At 65.0% G+C, this 18,480-nt stretch carries 8 protein-coding genes and 2 pseudogenes; 5 read left to right on the top strand and 5 right to left on the bottom strand.

Annotation, left to right across the window (positions count from 1 at the left end; all coding sequences use genetic code 11):
- Positions 1-48 precede the first annotated feature (48 nt).
- The 3 genes from SAZ01S_RS03970 to SAZ01S_RS03960 form a co-directional block, all read right to left on the bottom strand.
- Positions 49-1,962: a CocE/NonD family hydrolase gene (locus SAZ01S_RS03970; protein WP_084580278.1), complete on the bottom strand. Its 1,914-nt coding sequence runs from the start codon at positions 1,960-1,962 to the stop codon at positions 49-51.
- 160 nt (positions 1,963-2,122) lie between these two features.
- Positions 2,123-4,420, bottom strand: coding sequence for a TonB-dependent receptor (locus tag SAZ01S_RS03965; RefSeq protein WP_084580276.1), 2,298 nt, complete (start codon positions 4,418-4,420; stop codon positions 2,123-2,125).
- Between the two features lie 146 nt (positions 4,421-4,566).
- Positions 4,567-5,667, bottom strand: a complete 1,101-nt coding sequence (locus tag SAZ01S_RS03960; RefSeq protein WP_084580274.1) for an acyltransferase family protein — start codon at positions 5,665-5,667, stop codon at positions 4,567-4,569.
- 371 nt (positions 5,668-6,038) lie between these two features.
- Here SAZ01S_RS03960 and rpoB point away from each other — a divergent pair, with 371 nt between their 5' ends.
- Together rpoB and rpoC are read left to right on the top strand one after the other, a co-directional pair.
- Positions 6,039-10,184: a DNA-directed RNA polymerase subunit beta gene (gene rpoB / locus SAZ01S_RS03955; RefSeq protein WP_084580272.1), complete on the top strand. Its 4,146-nt coding sequence runs from the start codon at positions 6,039-6,041 to the stop codon at positions 10,182-10,184.
- Positions 10,185-10,314: 130 nt separating this feature from the next.
- Complete coding sequence (rpoC, locus tag SAZ01S_RS03950; protein ID WP_084580270.1) at positions 10,315-14,598, top strand: DNA-directed RNA polymerase subunit beta'; 4,284 nt, start codon at positions 10,315-10,317, stop codon at positions 14,596-14,598.
- A 370-nt stretch (positions 14,599-14,968) separates the two neighbouring features.
- Here the strand turns inward: rpoC and SAZ01S_RS24270 are convergent, their stop codons facing one another.
- Positions 14,969-15,190: a hypothetical protein gene (locus tag SAZ01S_RS24270; RefSeq protein ID WP_218018016.1), complete on the bottom strand. Its 222-nt coding sequence runs from the start codon at positions 15,188-15,190 to the stop codon at positions 14,969-14,971.
- On the opposite strand from SAZ01S_RS24270, the pseudogene SAZ01S_RS24710 reads away from it, so the two are divergent.
- The 3 genes and pseudogenes from SAZ01S_RS24710 to SAZ01S_RS03940 all read left to right on the top strand — a co-directional run.
- Positions 15,083-15,565 (top strand): annotated as a pseudogene (locus SAZ01S_RS24710) (nidogen-like domain-containing protein); the annotation flags it as partial. The gene SAZ01S_RS24270 and the pseudogene SAZ01S_RS24710 overlap by 108 nt on opposite strands.
- Before the next feature lie 513 nt (positions 15,566-16,078).
- A pseudogene (locus SAZ01S_RS24705) lies at positions 16,079-16,195 on the top strand (PEPxxWA-CTERM sorting domain-containing protein); the annotation flags it as partial.
- 120 nt (positions 16,196-16,315) lie between these two features.
- Positions 16,316-17,092 (top strand): GGDEF domain-containing protein, encoded by a 777-nt coding sequence (locus SAZ01S_RS03940; RefSeq protein ID WP_167693060.1) that lies wholly within the window; start codon positions 16,316-16,318, stop codon positions 17,090-17,092.
- Between the two features lie 242 nt (positions 17,093-17,334).
- On the opposite strand, the gene SAZ01S_RS03935 is transcribed toward SAZ01S_RS03940, so the two are convergent.
- Complete coding sequence (locus SAZ01S_RS03935) at positions 17,335-18,402, bottom strand: carbohydrate porin (protein ID WP_245824585.1); 1,068 nt, start codon at positions 18,400-18,402, stop codon at positions 17,335-17,337.
- Positions 18,403-18,480 lie beyond the last annotated feature (78 nt).

Genomic DNA, 18,480 nt, shown 5'->3' with positions numbered 1-18,480 from the left:
CGGCCACTGGTATGCACGGCCTCGCCTGGGCGAGGCCGTGCATCCGGATCAACGTACCTTTGCCGCGCTCTGGTCCACCGGCACCACCGGCAGCAGCACCGCGCTCGATTGCTTGCCACCATAGACGATCGTCACGGTCGCCTTCTGATAGTCCGCCGCCTTGGCGAAGAAGATGTTCTCCACGAACTTCTGCGGATTGCGGTCATAGACCGGGAACAGCGTCGACTGGATCTGCACCATGATGCGGTGGCCGGGCAGGAAGGTGTGGTTCACCGTCGGCAGGCGGAACTTGTACTCCTGCACCTTGCCCGCCGGGATCGCCGTGGGATGTTCGAACGAGTTGCGATAGCGGCCGCGGAAGATGTCGAGCGCAATCGGCAGCTGAAACCCGCCCATTTCCTTGTTCGAGGCGATCTCGTCCGGATAGACGTCGATCACCTTGACGACGAAATCGCCATCGGTGCCGGTCGTCTTGGCGAAGATGTCGGCCAGCGGCGCGCCCGACAAGCGGACCGGCGCGGTCAGCACCGGCGTCGCATAGGTGAGCACGTCGGGGCGGCCGTCGACGAAGCGCTGGTCGGTGACCAGATAGGTGCTCCACCGCCCGTCGTTGAAGTTGATCGGCCGCGGCAGGTACGGCACCGGCTTGGCGGGATCGGAGACATAGCTGTCCTCCCCTGCCCCCGGCTTGTCGAAGCCGGCGACGGCATCGCTGGCGAGATAGAGCGGGGTCAGCTGCGCGGCCAGCGGCCACTTGTTCAGATAGTCCCAGTGATTCTCGCCAGTATTGTAGATGCTGGCGACCGGCGGGGTGTAGGCCGGCGCGCCGTCCTTCAGATGGGCGTTGAAGAAGGGCAGCAGGATGTCGCGGCGGGCCTGCAGCGCGGTATCGCCCTCGAAGTTGAGCTCGCCCAGCTTCGAACCGTTATAGTTGAAGCCGGAGTGCCGCCACGGGCCCATCAGCAGGAAGTTGTTGGTCGCCTGCGGGGTCTTCTGCAGTTCCTCCCAGGCGTGGATCGCGCCGTACATGTCCTCGTGATCCCACAGGCCCTGTTCCCACAGCGTGGGGACGTTGGAGGGGTTGGCGGCGAGGATCTTGTCCAGCGCCTGGCCCTGCCAGAAGGCGTCATAGGCAACGTGCTGGCTCAGCTTCTGCCAATAGGGCAGCTGGTCATAGCCGTACTGCTTCGCCCAGTCGCCCGCCGAGCCGACCTTGCGGAAGGTGTCGTAATCGTCCCAGCCGCCATTGGGCGGGGTCGGGCCGCCGGCCTTGTAGCCGGTGATGCCGGAGATCCAGCCGATATTGGGCAGGCGGAACGCGCCATAGTGGAACCAGTCATCGCCCATCCAGCCGTCGATCATCGGGCTTTCGGGCGCCGCGACCTTCAGCGCCGGGTGCGGATGGAGCAGCGCCATCACCACTGTCCAGCCTTCGTAGGACGAGCCGAGCATGCCGACCTTGCCGTTCGATTCCGGCAGGTTCTTCACCAGCCAGTCGATCGTGTCCCAGGCGTCGGTGGTGTCGTCGACCTTGGTCGGGTTGAGCGGACCGACCGGCGGGCGGGTGACGACGAAATCGCCTTCCGACCGGTTCTTGCCGCGAATGTCCTGGAACACGCGGATATAGCCGGCCTGGGTGAACACCTCGTCGCCCTGCGCGAGCACCGAGAGCATCTTGTTGCTCGAGGTGCGGCGGACGCGATTATAGGCGTCGTAGGGCGTGCGGGTGAGCAGGATCGGGGCGTTGCGGGCGCCCTTGGGGATCACGATGGTGGTGAACAGCTTGGTACCGTCGCGCATCGGCACCATCACCTCGCGGCGGATATAGTCCTTCGACCCTTCGGGGAGCTCGAACTTGGCCGGGATGTCGTTGAACGGCTGCGCCTGCTGGGCATGGGCGGCAGGACCGGTGGCCAGCGCCGAGGTCGCGAGCGCTGCCAGAAGGATCGAACGAAACTGCATATCATCTCCCCAGAAAACCGAGGCCCGGGGTGATAGTATTACACTAGCGCGATGGGAAGCGCTTCGCGCGTGGCCCTGGTCGGCCGCCGCAGAACGAACAAGGCCTGTGGTGCGCGCACCACAGGCCCCGCCGATCGCAAGCGCCGCTTGCGAAAAGCGCTTAGAAGCGCCCGGTCAGCTGGACGCCATAGAAGCGCGGCTCGCCCGGGATATAGGTGGGATCGCCAAAGGCGCCGCCGGTATTGCCGGCGTCGAGCAGATACTTCTCGTTGGTGGCGTTGCGGACATAACCGGCGACTTCATACTTGCCGTCGGCGAAGCTCACGCCCGCCTTCAGGTTGACCAGCGTCACCTTGTCCTGCGAGATCGCCTCCTTGTTCGGGATTTCGAAGAAGATCTTGCTGCGATAGGTCACGCTGGGGGTGGCGAACACGCGGATGCCGTTGCCCACCGGCGCATCGATGGTGAAGCCCGCCGACGACTGGGTGCGCGGCTGCAGGCGGAAGCGGTTGTTGGCGTAGATGCCGTTAGCCTTGGTGTTGTCGATACCGCCGTCGATGAAGCCGACATTGGCGAACAGGATCAGCCATTTGGTCGGACGCAGCTGGCCCTCGGCCTCGAAGCCGAGGTTGCTGGCGGTGCCGGCGCTCTCGGTGATCGAGGTACCCACCGGACGCCCCGACGGATCATTGGCATCGCTGACGGTGCGGGTGATCTGGAAGTTGTTGTACTTCTGGTAATAGACGCCCAGCGAGCCGTTGAACGCGCCGCGCGAGAGCTTCACGCCGCCCTCATAGTTCCACACCGTCTCCTCCGGGATGACCTGCGCGACGACCGGCGCAGCGCCCTGGTTCACCACCGGCGAACGACGCCCCTTGGAGATGGTGGCGTAGAGATTGACCGTGTCGGTCAGCCGGTACAGCGCGTTGAAGCGCGGCAGGAAGGCCTGGAAGCTGTCCTGGCTCCACAGCGTGCCCTTGGTGGTGACCTGGCCCGGGATCAGCGGCGCCTTGCTGAGCACCGAATTGGGCGCGACCGCGAAATAGCCGGCCTTGCGCTGCTCTATCATCGCACGCAGGCCCGCGGTCAGCTCGAGCCGGTGGGTCGGGATCCAGGTGACTTCGCCGAACATCGAGTACTGGTCGTTGATGCCCTTGTTGACGAACAGCGAGCTGTACGGGATCTGCGTCGCCGCGCCCTTGGTGAGCAGCGCCGTCGCCTGTGCCGCGGTCACCACGCCGGTCGGCGAGATGCAGCCCAGGCCGGGGATCAGGCCCGTCGCGCACTGGATATAGGTGCCTTCCTCGGTCGAGAAGGGCACTTCCTGCCGGTTGTTCTCGTGGAACACGTTCCAGCCGAAGCTGGTGCGGAAATGGTCGCCGGTATAGGCGAAGCGCGATTCATGGCTGATCTGCGAGCCATAGGCGCCCTCGGCGAATTCCAGCCACCAGGCGGCCGAACCGTCGGCGTCGAACACTTCGAGCGAGCTGAACGAGCGATAGCCGTTCACCGTCGTGAAGTTCCAGCCGCCGCCCAGATCGTACTTGGCGGTGAGGTTCACGTCATAGACGTCGCGGGTGAGGCCGAGATGGTCCTTGCCGAGCACCTGCTTGGAAAAGGGCGAGCCGGAGAGGTTGGCCGCACCAAACGGATTGCCCGGGCCCTGCGCGGTGGCGAAGCGCTTCGAGATGAAGGGCGTGCCGCTGTTGCGCTGGCGGTCATAGGTGCCGACCAGGTCGACGGTCAGCGCGCTGGTCGGGGTGTAGCGCAGCGAGGCGCGCAGGCCGAGCTGGTTCTGCGCGTACAGGTCGCCCTGGGTGGTCGAGAGGTTGGTGACATAGCCGTCGCGCTTCTTCCACTCGCCGGCGATGCGCGCGGCGATCACGTCGTTGCCAACGTTCAGGTGGCCGCCCGCCAGATAGGCGTTGTAGTTGCCATAGCCTGCGGTCACCTCGCCTTCGATGCCCGGCTTGGGCTTGGCCGAGATGATGCTGACCGCACCCACCGTGGAGGCGGTGCCGAACAGCGTCGCCTGCGGGCCCTTGACCACTTCGATCCGATCGACGTCGTAGATCGCCTGGTACACGCCGCGCGAGCGCGAGATGTCGATGCCGTTGTAATAGACGGTGACGCGCGCCGCCTGCTGGGCCGAGCCGCTGTCCGAGGTGATGCCGCGGATCACGATGCCGGGGTTGTTGGCGCTCTGCTCCTGGATGTTCAGGCCGGGCACGTAATTGGCGAGCTCGTCGAGATCGTCGACGCCGATCCGCTTCATCTGCTCCTGGGTGACGGCGGTGATGGTGATCGGCACGTCGCGCAGCTTCTGCTCGAACTTCTGCGCGGTAACGATGATGTCGCCGCTGGAGATCGCCTGATCGGCAGTGTCCTGCGCGTGGACCGCGGTCGCCGAGACGGTGGCGAGCAACGCGACAAGAAGACCCGATTTCGTGGAATGCATGTTTCCCTCCCTTTTCCGGAGGGGCGTTGGCGGGCAATTGTTAAAGTTGCACTGCACCGCAGCGACAGATCTGTGGCACGCGACGAAAACCCGGCGTAAAGCCTGTTACACCGTCCCAAGGTACAGGTCCGCGAGCGCGTCGCGGCTCAGCCCGGCTGGCGTCGCGCCCGGAGCGGCATCCGGATATTCCTGCGGAGTTCCTGCGCCGGCTTCTCGACCAGATACCAGGAGGCTGCCGCCACCGGCAGCACCGTCAGCAGCGACAGCAGCGCCAGCAGGTGCGGCTCGATGCCGGGAATGCAGATGCGGTACACCTGCATCACCGGCATATGGTAGATGTACACGCCGAACGAGTAATCGGGGATTCTGGGCGCAAACGGCAGCGGCCGCACGGTGAGGAAGCCGATGCAAAGCACCCAGTAGCAGATGGCGAATTCGCGCACGATCTCGGCGAAGAAGAAGTGCTGGGTGAGATACACGATGCCCAGCGCGGCAAGCGCGCCGAGCCACGACAGCTGGATCCGATGCCGGCAGGCATAGGCGGCGGCACCGATCGCGAACGCCGTCCACAGCCGCGCGATCTGCTCGAGCAGGTAGATATGCGTCCAGCTGCGCGCCTCCAGCCATTGGTGCACGGCCGGATAGGTGAAGACGAGCGCGAACAGCACCAGCGCGGGCAAGATCCAGCGACTGACCCGCGGCCGCAGCAGCACGCCGGCGAGCGAGAGCAGCGCGATTGCGACATAGCAGCTCACTTCCCAGCGAATCGTCCACAGCGCGCCGTTGATCGCGCAATAATCGATCCGGGTGGCGCCGTTGATCGGGCAATAGACGTCAGTCAGCACATAGCGCGGCATCAGCAGCTGGTTCATGTACACGAACGACAGCGTCTCCTGCCCGAAGATGTAACGCGACAGCGGCGCCGTGGTGAAGAAGGCGTAGAACGCCGCCGTGATCACGCACATCGCGAACATGCCCGGCCAGATCCGCATGAACCTCGACAGCGCGAAATGGCCGATCGACGGGTTCCGCTCCAGGCTCCGGAACATCAGGAAGCCGGACAGCGAGAAGAAGCCGTTCACCGCCAGCCACCCCAGCGGGCAGCCGAACAGCGCCGACGCCTCGTCAACCGCACCCATGGATTCGACGGCATGCGTGTAGACGACACCGCTCGCCAGCATCAGCCGCAGCAACGTGAAGTTGTTGCGGTCTGCCTTCAGCAGATCGTCGGTCAGCGGCAATGCCATATCGTCCCCTCAGCGCGCCGATTGATCCGGACGGGGCGCAATACACCCCCGATACCATCTCTACACGGCCGTGCAAACGCCCCGCGCCGCGCCCCGCCCCTGAATTGGACAGGGCCGCCACGCCGGCCGCAACCGAACCCCCTTTGACACCGCCCTCCCCACGCCCTATATCCCCGCTCTGGCCCTCCGATCGGGAAATGACGCGCCGTCGCGCAGCGCATCGTACGAATGGATCGGAACGGCTTGTCAGACGCCCGTAGAGCTGCCGAATCCCGAGCATCGGGGGTCGCGCGGCCTTTCGGCGTCGCTTTGCACGTCCTGGCTCCCGGACAGGGGCACCGAGTTTACGGCTGACGAGGCAACACACACCTATGGCTACCAAGGCAATCGAGGGCGGCACGCTGAAGCGCCGCATCCGCAAGGTGTTCGGCGACATCCACGAAGTGGTGCAGATGCCGAACCTGATCGAGGTTCAGCGCGAATCCTACGAACAGTTCCTGCGGTCGGACCCCTCGATCGGCTATGTCTCCGGCCTCGAGAAGACGCTCCGCAGCGTGTTCCCGATCCGCGACTTCGCCGGCACCGCCGAGCTCGACTTCGTGACCTACGAACTCGAGGATCCGAAGTTCGACGTGGACGAGTGCCGCCAGCGCGGCATCACCTATGCGGCGCCGATGCGCGTGACGCTGCGCCTCATCGTGTTCGAGGTCGATCCCGATACGGAAGCCCGGTCGGTGCTCGATATCAAGGAGCAGGACGTGTACATGGGCGACATGCCGCTCATGACCGAGAACGGCACGTTCTTCATCAACGGCACCGAGCGCGTCATCGTCAGCCAGATGCACCGTTCGCCGGGCGTGCTGTTCGACCATGACCGCGGCAAGACCCACGCTTCGGGCAAGTATCTCTTCGCCGCACGCGTGATCCCGTATCGCGGTTCGTGGCTGGACTTCGAGTTCGACGCCAAGGACATCGTCAACGTCCGTATCGACCGCAAGCGCAAGCTGCCGGTCACCAGCCTGCTGTATGCGCTGGGGCTGAGCTCGGAAGAGATCCTCAACTATTTCTACAACCGCGTCACCTTCCTGCGCGGTCCGAACGGCTGGCAGATCCCCTTCCAGGTGGAGAACTGGCGCGGTTCGAAGCCGATGTTCGACATTGTCGACGCCAAGTCGGGCGAGGTCGTGTTCCCGGCCGGCCAGAAGATCAGCCCGCGCGCGGCCAACAAGGCGGCGAAGGACGGTCTCGAGACGCTGCTGATCCCGACCGAGGAAATCTTCGGCCGCTACAGCGCCTATGACCTGATCAACGAGGCCACCGGCGAGATCTACATCGAAGCCGGCGACGAAGTCTCGGCCGAGAATCTCGAGAAGCTCGACAAGGCCGGCATCGACCGGATCGAGCTGCTCGACATCGATCACATCGCCACCGGTCCGTGGATCCGCAACACGCTCAAGGTCGACAAGGCCGAAGAGCGTCAGCAGGCGCTGTCCGACATCTACCGCGTCATGCGCCCCGGCGAACCGCCGACGCTCGAGACCGCGGAATCGCTGTTCGCCGGCCTGTTCTTCGATCCGGAGCGCTACGACCTCTCGGCCGTGGGCCGCGTGAAGCTCAACATGCGCCTGGGCCTGGACACCCCGGACACGGTGACCACGCTGCGCACCGAGGACATTCTCGAGGTCGTCAAGACGCTCGTGAACCTCAAGGACGGCAAGGGCGAAGTCGACGACATCGACAATCTCGGCAACCGCCGCGTGCGTTCGGTGGGCGAGCTGCTCGAGAACCAGTACCGCGTCGGCCTGCTCCGCATGGAGCGCGCCGTGAAGGAGCGCATGTCGTCGGTCGACGTGTCGACGGTGATGCCGAACGACCTGATCAACGCCAAGCCCGCGGTCGCCGCCGTGCGCGAGTTCTTCGGTTCGTCGCAGCTGTCGCAGTTCATGGACCAGACCAACCCGCTCTCCGAAGTGACGCACAAGCGTCGCGTCTCGGCGCTCGGGCCGGGCGGTCTCACCCGTGAGCGCGCAGGCTTCGAAGTCCGCGACGTCCACCCGACCCACTATGGCCGTATCTGCCCGATCGAAACGCCGGAAGGCCCGAACATCGGTCTGATCAACAGCCTCGCGACCTTCAGCCGCGTCAACAAGTACGGCTTCATCGAGACGCCGTACCGCAAGATCATCGACGGCAAGGTGACCAACGAGGTCGTCTATCTGTCGGCAATGGAAGAGCAGAAGCACACGATCGCGCAGGCATCGGCCGAGCTCGACGAGAATGGCGGCTTCGTCGACGATCTCGTCTCGGCCCGCCAGGCCGGCGAATTCCTGATGGCGCTGCGCGATCAGGTGACGCTGATGGACGTGTCGCCGAAGCAGCTCGTCTCGGTCGCCGCCTCGCTGATCCCCTTCCTCGAGAAGGACGACGCGAACCGCGCGCTCATGGGCTCGAACATGCAGCGCCAGGCCGTGCCGCTGGTGAAGGCGGAAGCGCCCTTCGTCGGCACCGGCATGGAATCGACCGTGGCCCGCGATTCCGGCGCCGCGATCGCCGCCAAGCGTTCGGGCGTGGTCGACCAGGTCGACGCGACTCGTATCGTGGTCCGCGCGACGGGTGACGTCGATGCCAGCGAGAGCGGCGTCGACATCTACACGCTGATGAAGTTCCAGCGCTCGAACCAGTCGACCTGCATCAACCAGCGTCCGCTGGTGAAGGTGGGCGACATCGTGCAGGCCGGCGACGTGATCGCCGACGGCCCGTCGACCGAGTTCGGCGAGCTGGCGCTGGGCCGCAACGTGCTCGTCGCGTTCATGCCGTGGAACGGCTACAACTACGAGGACTCGATCCTGATCAACGAGCGCATCGTGAAGGACGACGTGTTCACGTCGATCCATATCGATGAGTTCGAAGTGATGGCGCGCGACACCAAGCTCGGGCCGGAAGACATTACGCGAGATATCCCGAACGTGGGTGAAGAGGCTCTGCGTAATCTCGACGAAGCCGGCATCGTGTATGTCGGTGCCGAGGTCGAGCCGGGCGACATCTTGGTCGGCAAGATCACCCCGAAGGGCGAAAGCCCGATGACGCCGGAAGAAAAGCTCCTCCGCGCCATCTTCGGTGAAAAGGCCAGCGACGTGCGCGATACCTCGCTGCGTCTGCCCCCGGGCGTGGCCGGCACGATCGTCGACGTCCGCGTGTTCAACCGTCACGGCATCGACAAGGACGAGCGTGCCCTGGCGATCGAGCGCGAGGAAATCGAGCGCCTGCGCAAGGACGCCGACGACGAACGCAACATCCTCAACCGCGCGACCTGGTCGCGTCTGCGCGAGATGCTGCTGGGTCAGGTCGCGACGGCTGCGCCGAAGGGCCTGAAGAAGGGCGTCACGATCGACGAGGACCTGCTCGACAGCGTCGACCGCCACGAGTGGTGGAAGTTCGCGGTGCAGGACGATGCCATGCAGGGCAACCTGGAGGCGGTGAAGGGCCAGTATGACGAGGCCGTGAAGCGCATCAAGGACAAGTTCGAGGACCGCCGCGAGAAGCTGGAGCGGGGCGACGAGCTGCCGCCGGGCGTGCTGAAGATGGTCAAGGTGTTCGTGGCGGTGAAGCGCAAGCTGCAGCCGGGCGACAAGATGGCCGGCCGCCACGGCAACAAGGGCATCATCAGCCGCATCCTGCCGCAGGAAGACATGCCGTTCCTCGAGGACGGTACCCCGGTCGACTTCGTGCTCAACCCGCTGGGCGTGCCGTCGCGCATGAACGTCGGGCAGATCTTCGAGACCCATCTGGGCTGGGCCGCGCGCGGCCTGGGCCGGAAGATCGGCGATGCGCTCGATGCATGGCGTGCAGCCAACCCGAACCCGCAGGCCGGCGAAGCGCCGGAAGCGGTGAAGGAGCTGCTCGGCACCGTCTATGGCGACAACTACAAGGCCGAGCTGGATCGCCGCTCGACCGAGCAGCTGATCGACCTGGCGCAGAACGTCCGCTCGGGCGTGCCGATGGCGACCCCGGTGTTCGACGGCGCGGTGGAAGCCGACGTTTCGGCGATGCTGCGGATGGCGGGCCTGGACGAATCCGGCCAGGTGACGCTGTTCGACGGCCGCACGGGCGAGGCGTTCGATCGCAAGGTGACGGTGGGGTACAAGTATGTGCTCAAGCTGCACCACCTGGTCGACGACAAGATCCACGCGCGTTCGATCGGGCCGTACAGCCTCGTCACCCAGCAGCCGCTGGGCGGTAAGGCGCAGTTCGGTGGCCAGCGCTTCGGTGAAATGGAAGTGTGGGCACTCCAGGCCTATGGCGCGGCGTATACGCTCCAGGAAATGCTGACGGTGAAGTCGGACGACGTGGTCGGCCGCACCAAGGTCTACGAAGCGATCGTCAAGGGCGACGACACCTTCGAGGCCGGCATTCCGGAGAGCTTCAACGTGCTCGTCAAGGAAATGCGCTCGCTGGGCCTCAACGTCGAGCTGAAGAGCCAGGAAGAAGACGACGGTCTGGCCGAGGCGGCGGAGTAAGGAACGACGCCCTTCTTCCCCCCTTCCGCTTGCGGGAGGGGTCGGGGGAGGGGCTGAGATCCACCTGCCGACGAATGGACATCCCCTCCCCTAGCCCCTCCCGCAAGCGGAAGGGGAATGGAGTGAAGAAATGAACGAACTTACCAACTTCGCGAACCCGCTCGCCAAGCCGGAAACCTTCGACCAGATCCAGATCGGGATCGCGTCGCCGGACCGTATCCGCAGCTGGTCGTTCGGCGAGATCAAGAAGCCCGAAACGATCAACTATCGCACGTTCAAGCCCGAGCGTGATGGCCTGTTCTGCGCGCGCATCTTCGGTCCGATCAAGGATTACGAGTGCCTGTGCGGCAAGTACAAGCGCATGAAGTACAAGGGCATCGTCTGCGAAAAGTGCGGCGTGGAAGTGACCGTCTCGAAGGTCCGCCGCGAGCGCATGGGCCATATCGAGCTGGCCGCCCCGGTCGCGCACATCTGGTTCCTGAAGTCGCTGCCGAGCCGCATCGGCCTGCTGCTCGACATGCAGCTCAAGCAGCTCGAGCGCGTGCTCTACTTCGAGAGCTACATCGTCACCGAGCCGGGCCTCACCCCGCTCGAGAAGTTCCAGCTCCTCACCGAGGACGAACTGCTCGACGCGCAGGATGAATATGGCGAAGACGCCTTCTCCGCCGGCATCGGCGCGGAAGCGGTCAAGATCATGCTCATGGATCTCGACCTCGAGGGCGAGCGCAAGGAGCTTCTGGAAGAGCTGGCGACGACCAAGTCGGAGCTGAAGCCCAAGAAGATCATCAAGCGCCTCAAGGTTGTCGAGAGCTTCATCGAATCCGGCAACCGCCCGGAATGGATGATCCTGGACGTCGTGCCGGTGATCCCGCCCGAACTGCGCCCGCTGGTGCCCCTGGACGGCGGCCGCTTCGCGACCTCGGATCTCAACGATCTGTATCGCCGCGTGATCAACCGTAACAACCGCCTCAAGCGCCTGATGGAGCTGCGCGCGCCGGACATCATCGTCCGCAACGAAAAGCGCATGCTGCAGGAAGCCGTCGACGCGCTGTTCGACAACGGCCGCCGCGGCCGCACCATCACCGGTGCGAACAAGCGCCCGCTCAAGTCGCTGTCCGACATGCTCAAGGGCAAGCAGGGCCGCTTCCGTCAGAACCTGCTCGGCAAGCGCGTCGACTATTCGGGCCGTTCGGTCATCGTGACCGGTCCGGAACTCAAGCTGCACCAGTGCGGCCTGCCGAAGAAGATGGCGCTCGAGCTGTTCAAGCCGTTCATCTACGCCCGTCTCGACGCCAAGGGTCTCTCGATGACCCTGAAGCAGGCGAAGAAGTGGGTGGAGAAGGAGCGCAAGGAAGTCTGGGACATCCTGGACGAAGTGATCCGCGAGCACCCGGTTCTCCTCAACCGCGCGCCGACGCTCCACCGTCTGGGCATCCAGGCGTTCGAGCCGGTGCTGATCGAAGGCAAGGCGATCCAGCTGCACCCGCTGGTCTGCTCGGCGTTCAACGCCGACTTCGACGGTGACCAGATGGCCGTCCACGTTCCGCTGAGCCTCGAGGCGCAGCTGGAAGCGCGCGTCCTGATGATGTCGACCAACAACATCCTGTCGCCCGCCAACGGCAAGCCGATCATCGTGCCGTCGCAGGACATGGTGCTGGGTCTCTATTACATCACCATGGAGAAGGAAGGCGAGCCGGGCGAAGGCATGATCCTCGCCGACATGGCGGAGGTCCACCAGGCCCTCAACGCCGGCGCGGTGACGCTGCACTCGAAGATCACCAGCCGCGTGCCGCAGACCGACGAGAACGGCCAGACCTACCTCAAGCGCTACCAGACCACCCCGGGCCGCATGCTGCTCGGCGAGTGCCTGCCGAAGAGCCACAAGGTGCCGTTCGACGTCGTCAATCGCCTGCTCACCAAGAAGGACGTGGGCGACGTGATCGACGAGGTCTATCGTCACACCGGCCAGAAGGAGACCGTGCTGTTCGCCGACGCGATCATGAGCCTCGGCTTCCGCAACGCGTTCAAGGCGGGCATCTCGTTCGGCAAGGACGACATGATCATTCCGGAAGCCAAGGAAGCGCTGGTCGACGAGACCCGCACCCAGGTGAAGGATTATGAGCAGCAGTATCAGGACGGCCTGATCACCCAGCAGGAAAAGTACAACAAGGTGATCGACGCCTGGAGCCGTTGCGGCGACCAGGTGGCCGCGGCGATGATGGACGAGATCAAGGCGGTCAAGAAGGACCCCGCGACCGGCCGTCAGATGCCCGACAACGCCATCTACATGATGGCCCACTCGGGTGCCCGTGGTTCGGCAGCCCAGATCAAGCAGCTCGCCGGCATGCGCGGCCTGATGGCCAAGCCGTCGGGCGAGATCATCGAAACGCCGATCATCTCGAACTTCAAGGAAGGTCTGACCGTTCTTGAATACTTCAACTCGACCCACGGCGCGCGTAAGGGCCTCGCGGACACCGCGTTGAAGACGGCGAACTCGGGCTACCTCACCCGTCGTCTGGTCGACGTGTCGCAGGACTGCGTCGTTCTCGAGGACGATTGCGGCACCGAGCGCGCGCTCGAGATGAAGGCGATCGTGCAGGGCGGTTCGGTGATCGCCTCGCTCGGCGAGCGCATCCTGGGCCGTACCACGGCCGAGGACATCATCGATCCGAAGACCAACCAGGTCGTGATCCCGATCGGCACCCTGCTCGACGAGCCGATGATCGCGCAGATCGAGGCGCTCAGCACGCCTGCGGTGAAGATCCGTTCGCCGCTGGTCTGCGAAGCCAAGCTCGGCGTGTGCGCCAAGTGCTACGGGCGTGACCTCGCCCGCGGTACCCCGGTGAACATCGGCGAAGCGGTGGGCGTCATCGCGGCGCAGTCGATCGGTGAGCCGGGCACGCAGCTGACGATGCGTACCTTCCACATCGGCGGTGCGGCGCAGCTCAACGAGCAGTCGAACCTCGAAGCCCCGGTGGACGGCAAGGCCGAGTTCCGCGACCTGCGCCTGATCGAGGATCAGCGCGGCCGTCGCGTGGTGCTCAGCCGCTCGGGCGAAATCGCGATCATGGACATGGATGGCCGCGAGCTGGCCGTGCACAAGATCCCGTACGGCGCCTATGTGATGTTCGACGATGGCCATCTGGTCAGCGCCGGCGATCGCATGGCCGAGTGGGATCCGTTCACCATGCCGGTGATCACCGAAACCGGTGGTGTCGTGAAGTATCAGGACATCATCGAAGGCAAGACCATGACCGAGCAGGTCGACGAAGCGACGGGCATCGCCCAGCGCGTCGTCACCGAATATCGCGGTGCGGGCAAGAAGGAGGACCTGCGTCCTCGCATGACCCTCACCGGCGAGAATGCCGCCGAAGCCGCCCGCTACATGCTGGCGCCGGGCGCGGTGATCTCGGTCGAGGATGGTGCCACGGTGCAGGGCGGTGACGTGCTTGCCCGTGTGGCCCGCGAGTCCGCCAAGACCCGCGACATCACCGGCGGTCTGCCGCGCGTCGCCGAGCTGTTCGAAGCGCGCAAGCCCAAGGAAAATGCCATCATCGCGAAGGTCTCGGGCCGCGTGGTGTTCGGCAAGGACTACAAGGCCAAGCGCAAGATCGGCATCCAGCCGGAGGACGGCGGCGAGGTCGTGGAGTATCTGGTCCCGAAGTCGAAGGTGATCGACGTTCAGGAAGGCGACTACGTCAAGCGTGGCGACAACCTGATCGGCGGTTCGCCGGATCCGCACGACATCCTGGAAGTGCTCGGCATCGAGCCGCTGGCCGAATACCTCGTCAGCGAAATCCAGGAAGTCTATCGACTGCAGGGCGTGAAGATCAACGACAAGCACATTGAGGTGATCGTTCGCCAGATGCTGCAGAAGGTCGAGATCACCGACGGCGGCGACACCACGCTGCTGGCGGGCGAACAGGTCGATCGCGACGAGATGGACGAGCATAACGAGAAGCTCCAGCCGGGCCAGCAGCCCGCGTTCGGCAAGCCGATCCTGCTCGGCATCACCAAGGCGTCGCTGCAGACCCGCAGCTTCATCTCGGCCGCGTCGTTCCAGGAGACCACCCGCGTGCTCACCGAAGCCGCGGTGCAGGGCAAGAAGGACACGCTGCTCGGCCTGAAGGAGAATGTGATCGTCGGCCGCCTGATCCCCGCCGGTACCGGTGCGGGCATGGGTCGCCTGCGCGTCGCCGCCACCTCGCGCGATGCGGCGCTGCGCGTCGCCCAGCGCAAGATGCAGGAAGCCTCGCTCATCGCGCCGGCGAGCGCGGCGGAAGAGCATGCGGCCGAACTGGCCCGCAGCGCACGCGATGCGGCCGGCACCGGGGACGATCCCCTGGCGCAGGTGGCGCCCTCGGGCCACGGCACCGATGCGGATGCCGGCGAGTATCTGAACGAGGCGGAGTGATCCGCCCCGTTCGGGGGCTCCCAGCCTGACCGAGCGTGATAAGAAAAAGCCGTCGCCCGGGATGCCGGGCGGCGGCTTTTTCTTCATTCCAGCTATCCGCGACGTGCAGCTGATAGATCTGAAACCGATGCTCTTCGCAAGCATCGTGCACTGGTGCGCGAAACTTCGCACGGATTTCTTCCGTTTACCCGCATCGAGCCCGGACCATCACCGTTCATAATGGCGCCGATAGCGGCGGGCACGCCCCTCAACCAGACATCGACTTCATGATACTCATATTGAGATATCGTGCAGTGTGATTCAACAGGAGGGCATCATGACAAGATTCTGGACATGTACAGTCAGCTTGATCGCGCTTTCCCTTTCAGCATCAGCTGAAGCGGCGACCCTTCGCGGTAATATGGGTGGTCCCGCCGGCTATGGGCAACTTGCACTCCAGCCAAACGATGACGATTTCAGCTCGGTACAGACCAGCCCCTTCGTAATCAATTTCTTCGGCTATTCGGGATCCTCCTTTTTCGTTAACAATAACGGCAGCATCAGCTTCGGCAGCGGGATTTCCAGCTTTACCCCGACCCTCTTCAACGGCCATGCATCCGCGCCGTTGATCGCGCCGTTCTGGGCAGACGTGGACACCCGCTGCAGCAATTGCGGTGCTGTCTATCTCGGCTCGCGGAGCAGCAACAGTTTCACGGTGACCTGGAACAATGTCGGCTATTTCGCCACGCATTCCGACAAGCTGAATAATTTCCAGCTGACCCTGACCGCCACCCCCGGCAACACCGGGGATTTCGATATCGAATTCCGCTATGACCGCCTCCAATGGACGACGGGCGATGCCAGCGGGGGCAGCCAGGGCCTGGGCGGGGTGCCGGCCCAGGCCGGGTTCGATGCCGGCGACGGCCAGCATTTCTATTCGTTGCCCGGCTCCTTCTCGTCGACCGGCGCGCTGAACTTCGCCAACATCACCAACATCACCAACGTCACCAACGGGCAGCCGGGCGAATACCGGTTCTCGATCCGCAACGGCACCGTGCTGGGAGACGGTTCGTCGCCGGCGGCCCCGATTCAGCCGACCACAACCGGGTTCGGCCACTACAGCTTTACGTTCGACATCCTTCCCAACCAGCGGATCTACATCGATCCGATCGTCGCGGTCGGCTATGATTATCTCGTCGCTGCGGGTGGACCGAACATCCTGTCGGTGCTGCTGCCGGACCTGGGCGATCCCGACGGCTATGCCGTCTACCTGCTCAGCGACCTCCTCCACCCCTTTGCGAGCTATGTCGGTGCGCGCGGAAATCCCTTCCTCGTCGATTTCTCGGGCGTGGGGGGCGTGCGGGGGTTCCGCGTGGCGGGCATCAACCCCGCGCTCGGGCTTGACCCCGCCAACACCGCAGCGTTCGTCGCCGGTCTCACCTTCGACGTCACCGGGCAGACGTCGGTCAGCATGACCCAGACGGCGCTCCCCTTCGACACGTCCGGCCCCAGTGTTCCGGAGCCCGCTACCTGGGCGATGCTGTTGTCCGGCTTCGGCCTGATCGGAACCGCGCTCCGTCGCCGCCGCGCGGCAGGGTGGGCCCCCGCGACCGCGTGACCTGATGCGGCGCGGACGCTGCCCGACCGGGCCGTGGCCGCGCCGCCGTTGCGAGGATCCTCGCCCGCTGCATTAGCAATTGCGTCCATTGCGCCCTTGTGTCTCTATAATGACGCTATGATGCCTTGGCGCCCCCGGATCGACCTGCCCGCGCTGGGCTTGCCCCTGCTGCTCGCGGTGGGCGGCCTTTACGCAATATGGGCGCTCGACGTGCTGCACGAAGGCGCGCAGGCGCATCCTGCCCGCATCGAAGGCGGCGAGTTGCTGCTCTGGGCAGCGGCGATGCTGCTGGTGCTCGGCTGGTACGGACTGCACCAGCAGAACGAGCGCCGCGCGCATGACGCGCGCCAGCGTGCCGCCGAGGCGCGTACCGCGCTGCTTGGCCATGAGGATCCGCTTACCGGCATCGCCAACCGCGCTGCCGCCGAGGAACAGCTGCAACTGTTGATCGACGCGCCGCTTGCTGCCGACACCCATATCGCCGTGATCCTGCTCGAGCTTGATGGGCTGCGGCAGATCGAAGCGCTGAATGGCGAGAGTACCGCCCGCGCGGCGTTGAAAGTGGTGGCACGGCGGCTGGAAGCGGCGGTACGCCTCAGCGATCTTGCCGCCCGCGTCGATGCGGCGCGGTTTGCCGTGCTGCTCCCGGAAGTGGCCGGCGCGTCCGCTGCCGAGATCGTCGCACGCCGCATCTGCGGGGCGATCGAGGCGCCGATCGAGATCGACGGCAGCCAGCACCGCGTCCAGGCGCGGCTGGGGATTGCACTCGACACCGAAGCCGCCGGCATCGATGCGACCGAATTGCTGCGCCGCGCCGATGTGGCGTTGCACGCTGCACTGGATGATCGGCGCGGCACCTGGCGCTTCCACCATGCCGATCTCGAGCGCACCGCCTGACGGCTGGAGCGGCGCGCCGCTCCAGGCTTAGAGTTTGTCTGGAAATGCGCTGCGGCGCATTTCCAAACGGGCTCTTATACCAAGGCGGACTCACCATGCCGCACACCGTCATCCCGGCGAAAGCCGGGATCCATTCGCCTCCCGGCCACCGTGAAGGCCGACAGCGAGACCCCCATGGACCCCGGCTTTCGCCGGGGTGACGATATAGAGCAGCGATGGGTTCTTATCCGCGCACCTTGGTATTAGAAGTCCATCGTCAGCCGCAGCGTGCCCACCAGCACCGATCGCGCCTTCTCCACGCCCGCGCGATCCGCGATCAGCTGCAGGTCGGGCTGCACGGTCAGCCATTTCGCCACCCGGTCCGAATAGGTAAGCTCGAACGAGGTCTCGGCGCGGGCGGCGCGCTTGCCGTCCTCGACCAGCATCGCCCGATAGCCGTGCGTCGTGATGCCGCGGCTGGCGCCGAAGGAAAGCGACGCATCCTTGCGGCCGGGAACCACGCGCTCGAGCAGGAACCCGGCCTGCCAGCCGCCCTGGAACGGCGTGGTGGATCCGCCCGACAGTGCCGCCCGCCCGAACGCGGTCAGCGACCGGCGATCCTCGCCGCCGAACAGCTGCACCTCGGCAAGCGCATAGCCGCCCTGATCGATGCGCCGGACCCGCGCGCCATCTGCATCCACCCGGGTATAGTCGTGATGCCGCTGGCTATAGCGCCAATAACCAGCCGCGAGCTTCAGCCCCGGGCGCTCCACGCCGGCCTCGCCGATCGCCAGCACGCCCGAGCGGAAGCTGAAATCCACCCCCTGCGGATCGCCCAGGCACCCGGCCGATCCGTTCAGCACCGCTGCGCGGACATAGCCGACCTTGCCGAAGCGATGCTCCACCCGCAGCGCCAGCGCGGTCGACGGGAAGATCGATGGTCCGTTCGGCCCCGTCGCCGCAAGTTCGGCGCCCACGCCGAACGCAGGCGCGATCAGCAGGCCGGCCGATCCGTTGACGTAGAATTCGCTGTTGAGGTCGTACACGCCGGCGCGCACCGTGCTATGCTCGCCCAGCCGCTGCTCCGCCCAGGCCTCGAACAGCCGCAGCCGGGGGCGCGCGACTTCGATGTTGTTGATGCCCTGCAGCGTTCCCGCGGCCTCATTGGGTCTGCCGCCCATCGTGTTCATGACATGGACGTGCGCGCGCGCCCCCTGCCATCCCACCAGCTTGGCGAGATCGGCGTCCGCGGTGAGATCGGTATCATCGAGCACATAAGCGCGATCCCGATCGCCGCCGCGCATCACGCTGACGACGTCGATCGTCTCCACCAGATGCACCTCGACGGCACTCTGGGCAAATACGTAGTCAGGATAAATACAACCCAGAAGTAGGGTAAACAGAATTCG

The sequence above is a fragment of the Sphingomonas azotifigens NBRC 15497 genome, assembly GCF_002091475.1.
GTDB lineage: Bacteria > Pseudomonadota > Alphaproteobacteria > Sphingomonadales > Sphingomonadaceae > Sphingomonas > Sphingomonas azotifigens.
This window is presented reverse-complemented; position numbering and strand designations above follow the sequence as displayed.

Bases quoted from the DNA above. Each gene is read 5' to 3' on its own strand.
- SAZ01S_RS03965 (WP_084580276.1), bottom strand. From the start codon at position 4,420: ATGCATTCCACGAAATCGGGTCTTCTTGTCGCGTTGCTCGCCACCGTC.
- SAZ01S_RS03940 (WP_167693060.1), top strand. From the start codon at position 16,316: ATGCCTTGGCGCCCCCGGATCGACCTGCCCGCGCTGGGCTTGCCCCTG.
- rpoB (WP_084580272.1), top strand. From the start codon at position 6,039: ATGGCTACCAAGGCAATCGAGGGCGGCACGCTGAAGCGCCGCATCCGC.
- SAZ01S_RS03970 (WP_084580278.1), bottom strand. From the start codon at position 1,962: ATGCAGTTTCGTTCGATCCTTCTGGCAGCGCTCGCGACCTCGGCGCTG.
- SAZ01S_RS03960 (WP_084580274.1), bottom strand. From the start codon at position 5,667: ATGGCATTGCCGCTGACCGACGATCTGCTGAAGGCAGACCGCAACAAC.
- SAZ01S_RS24270 (WP_218018016.1), bottom strand. From the start codon at position 15,190: ATGGCCGTTGAAGAGGGTCGGGGTAAAGCTGGAAATCCCGCTGCCGAA.
- rpoC (WP_084580270.1), top strand. From the start codon at position 10,315: ATGAACGAACTTACCAACTTCGCGAACCCGCTCGCCAAGCCGGAAACC.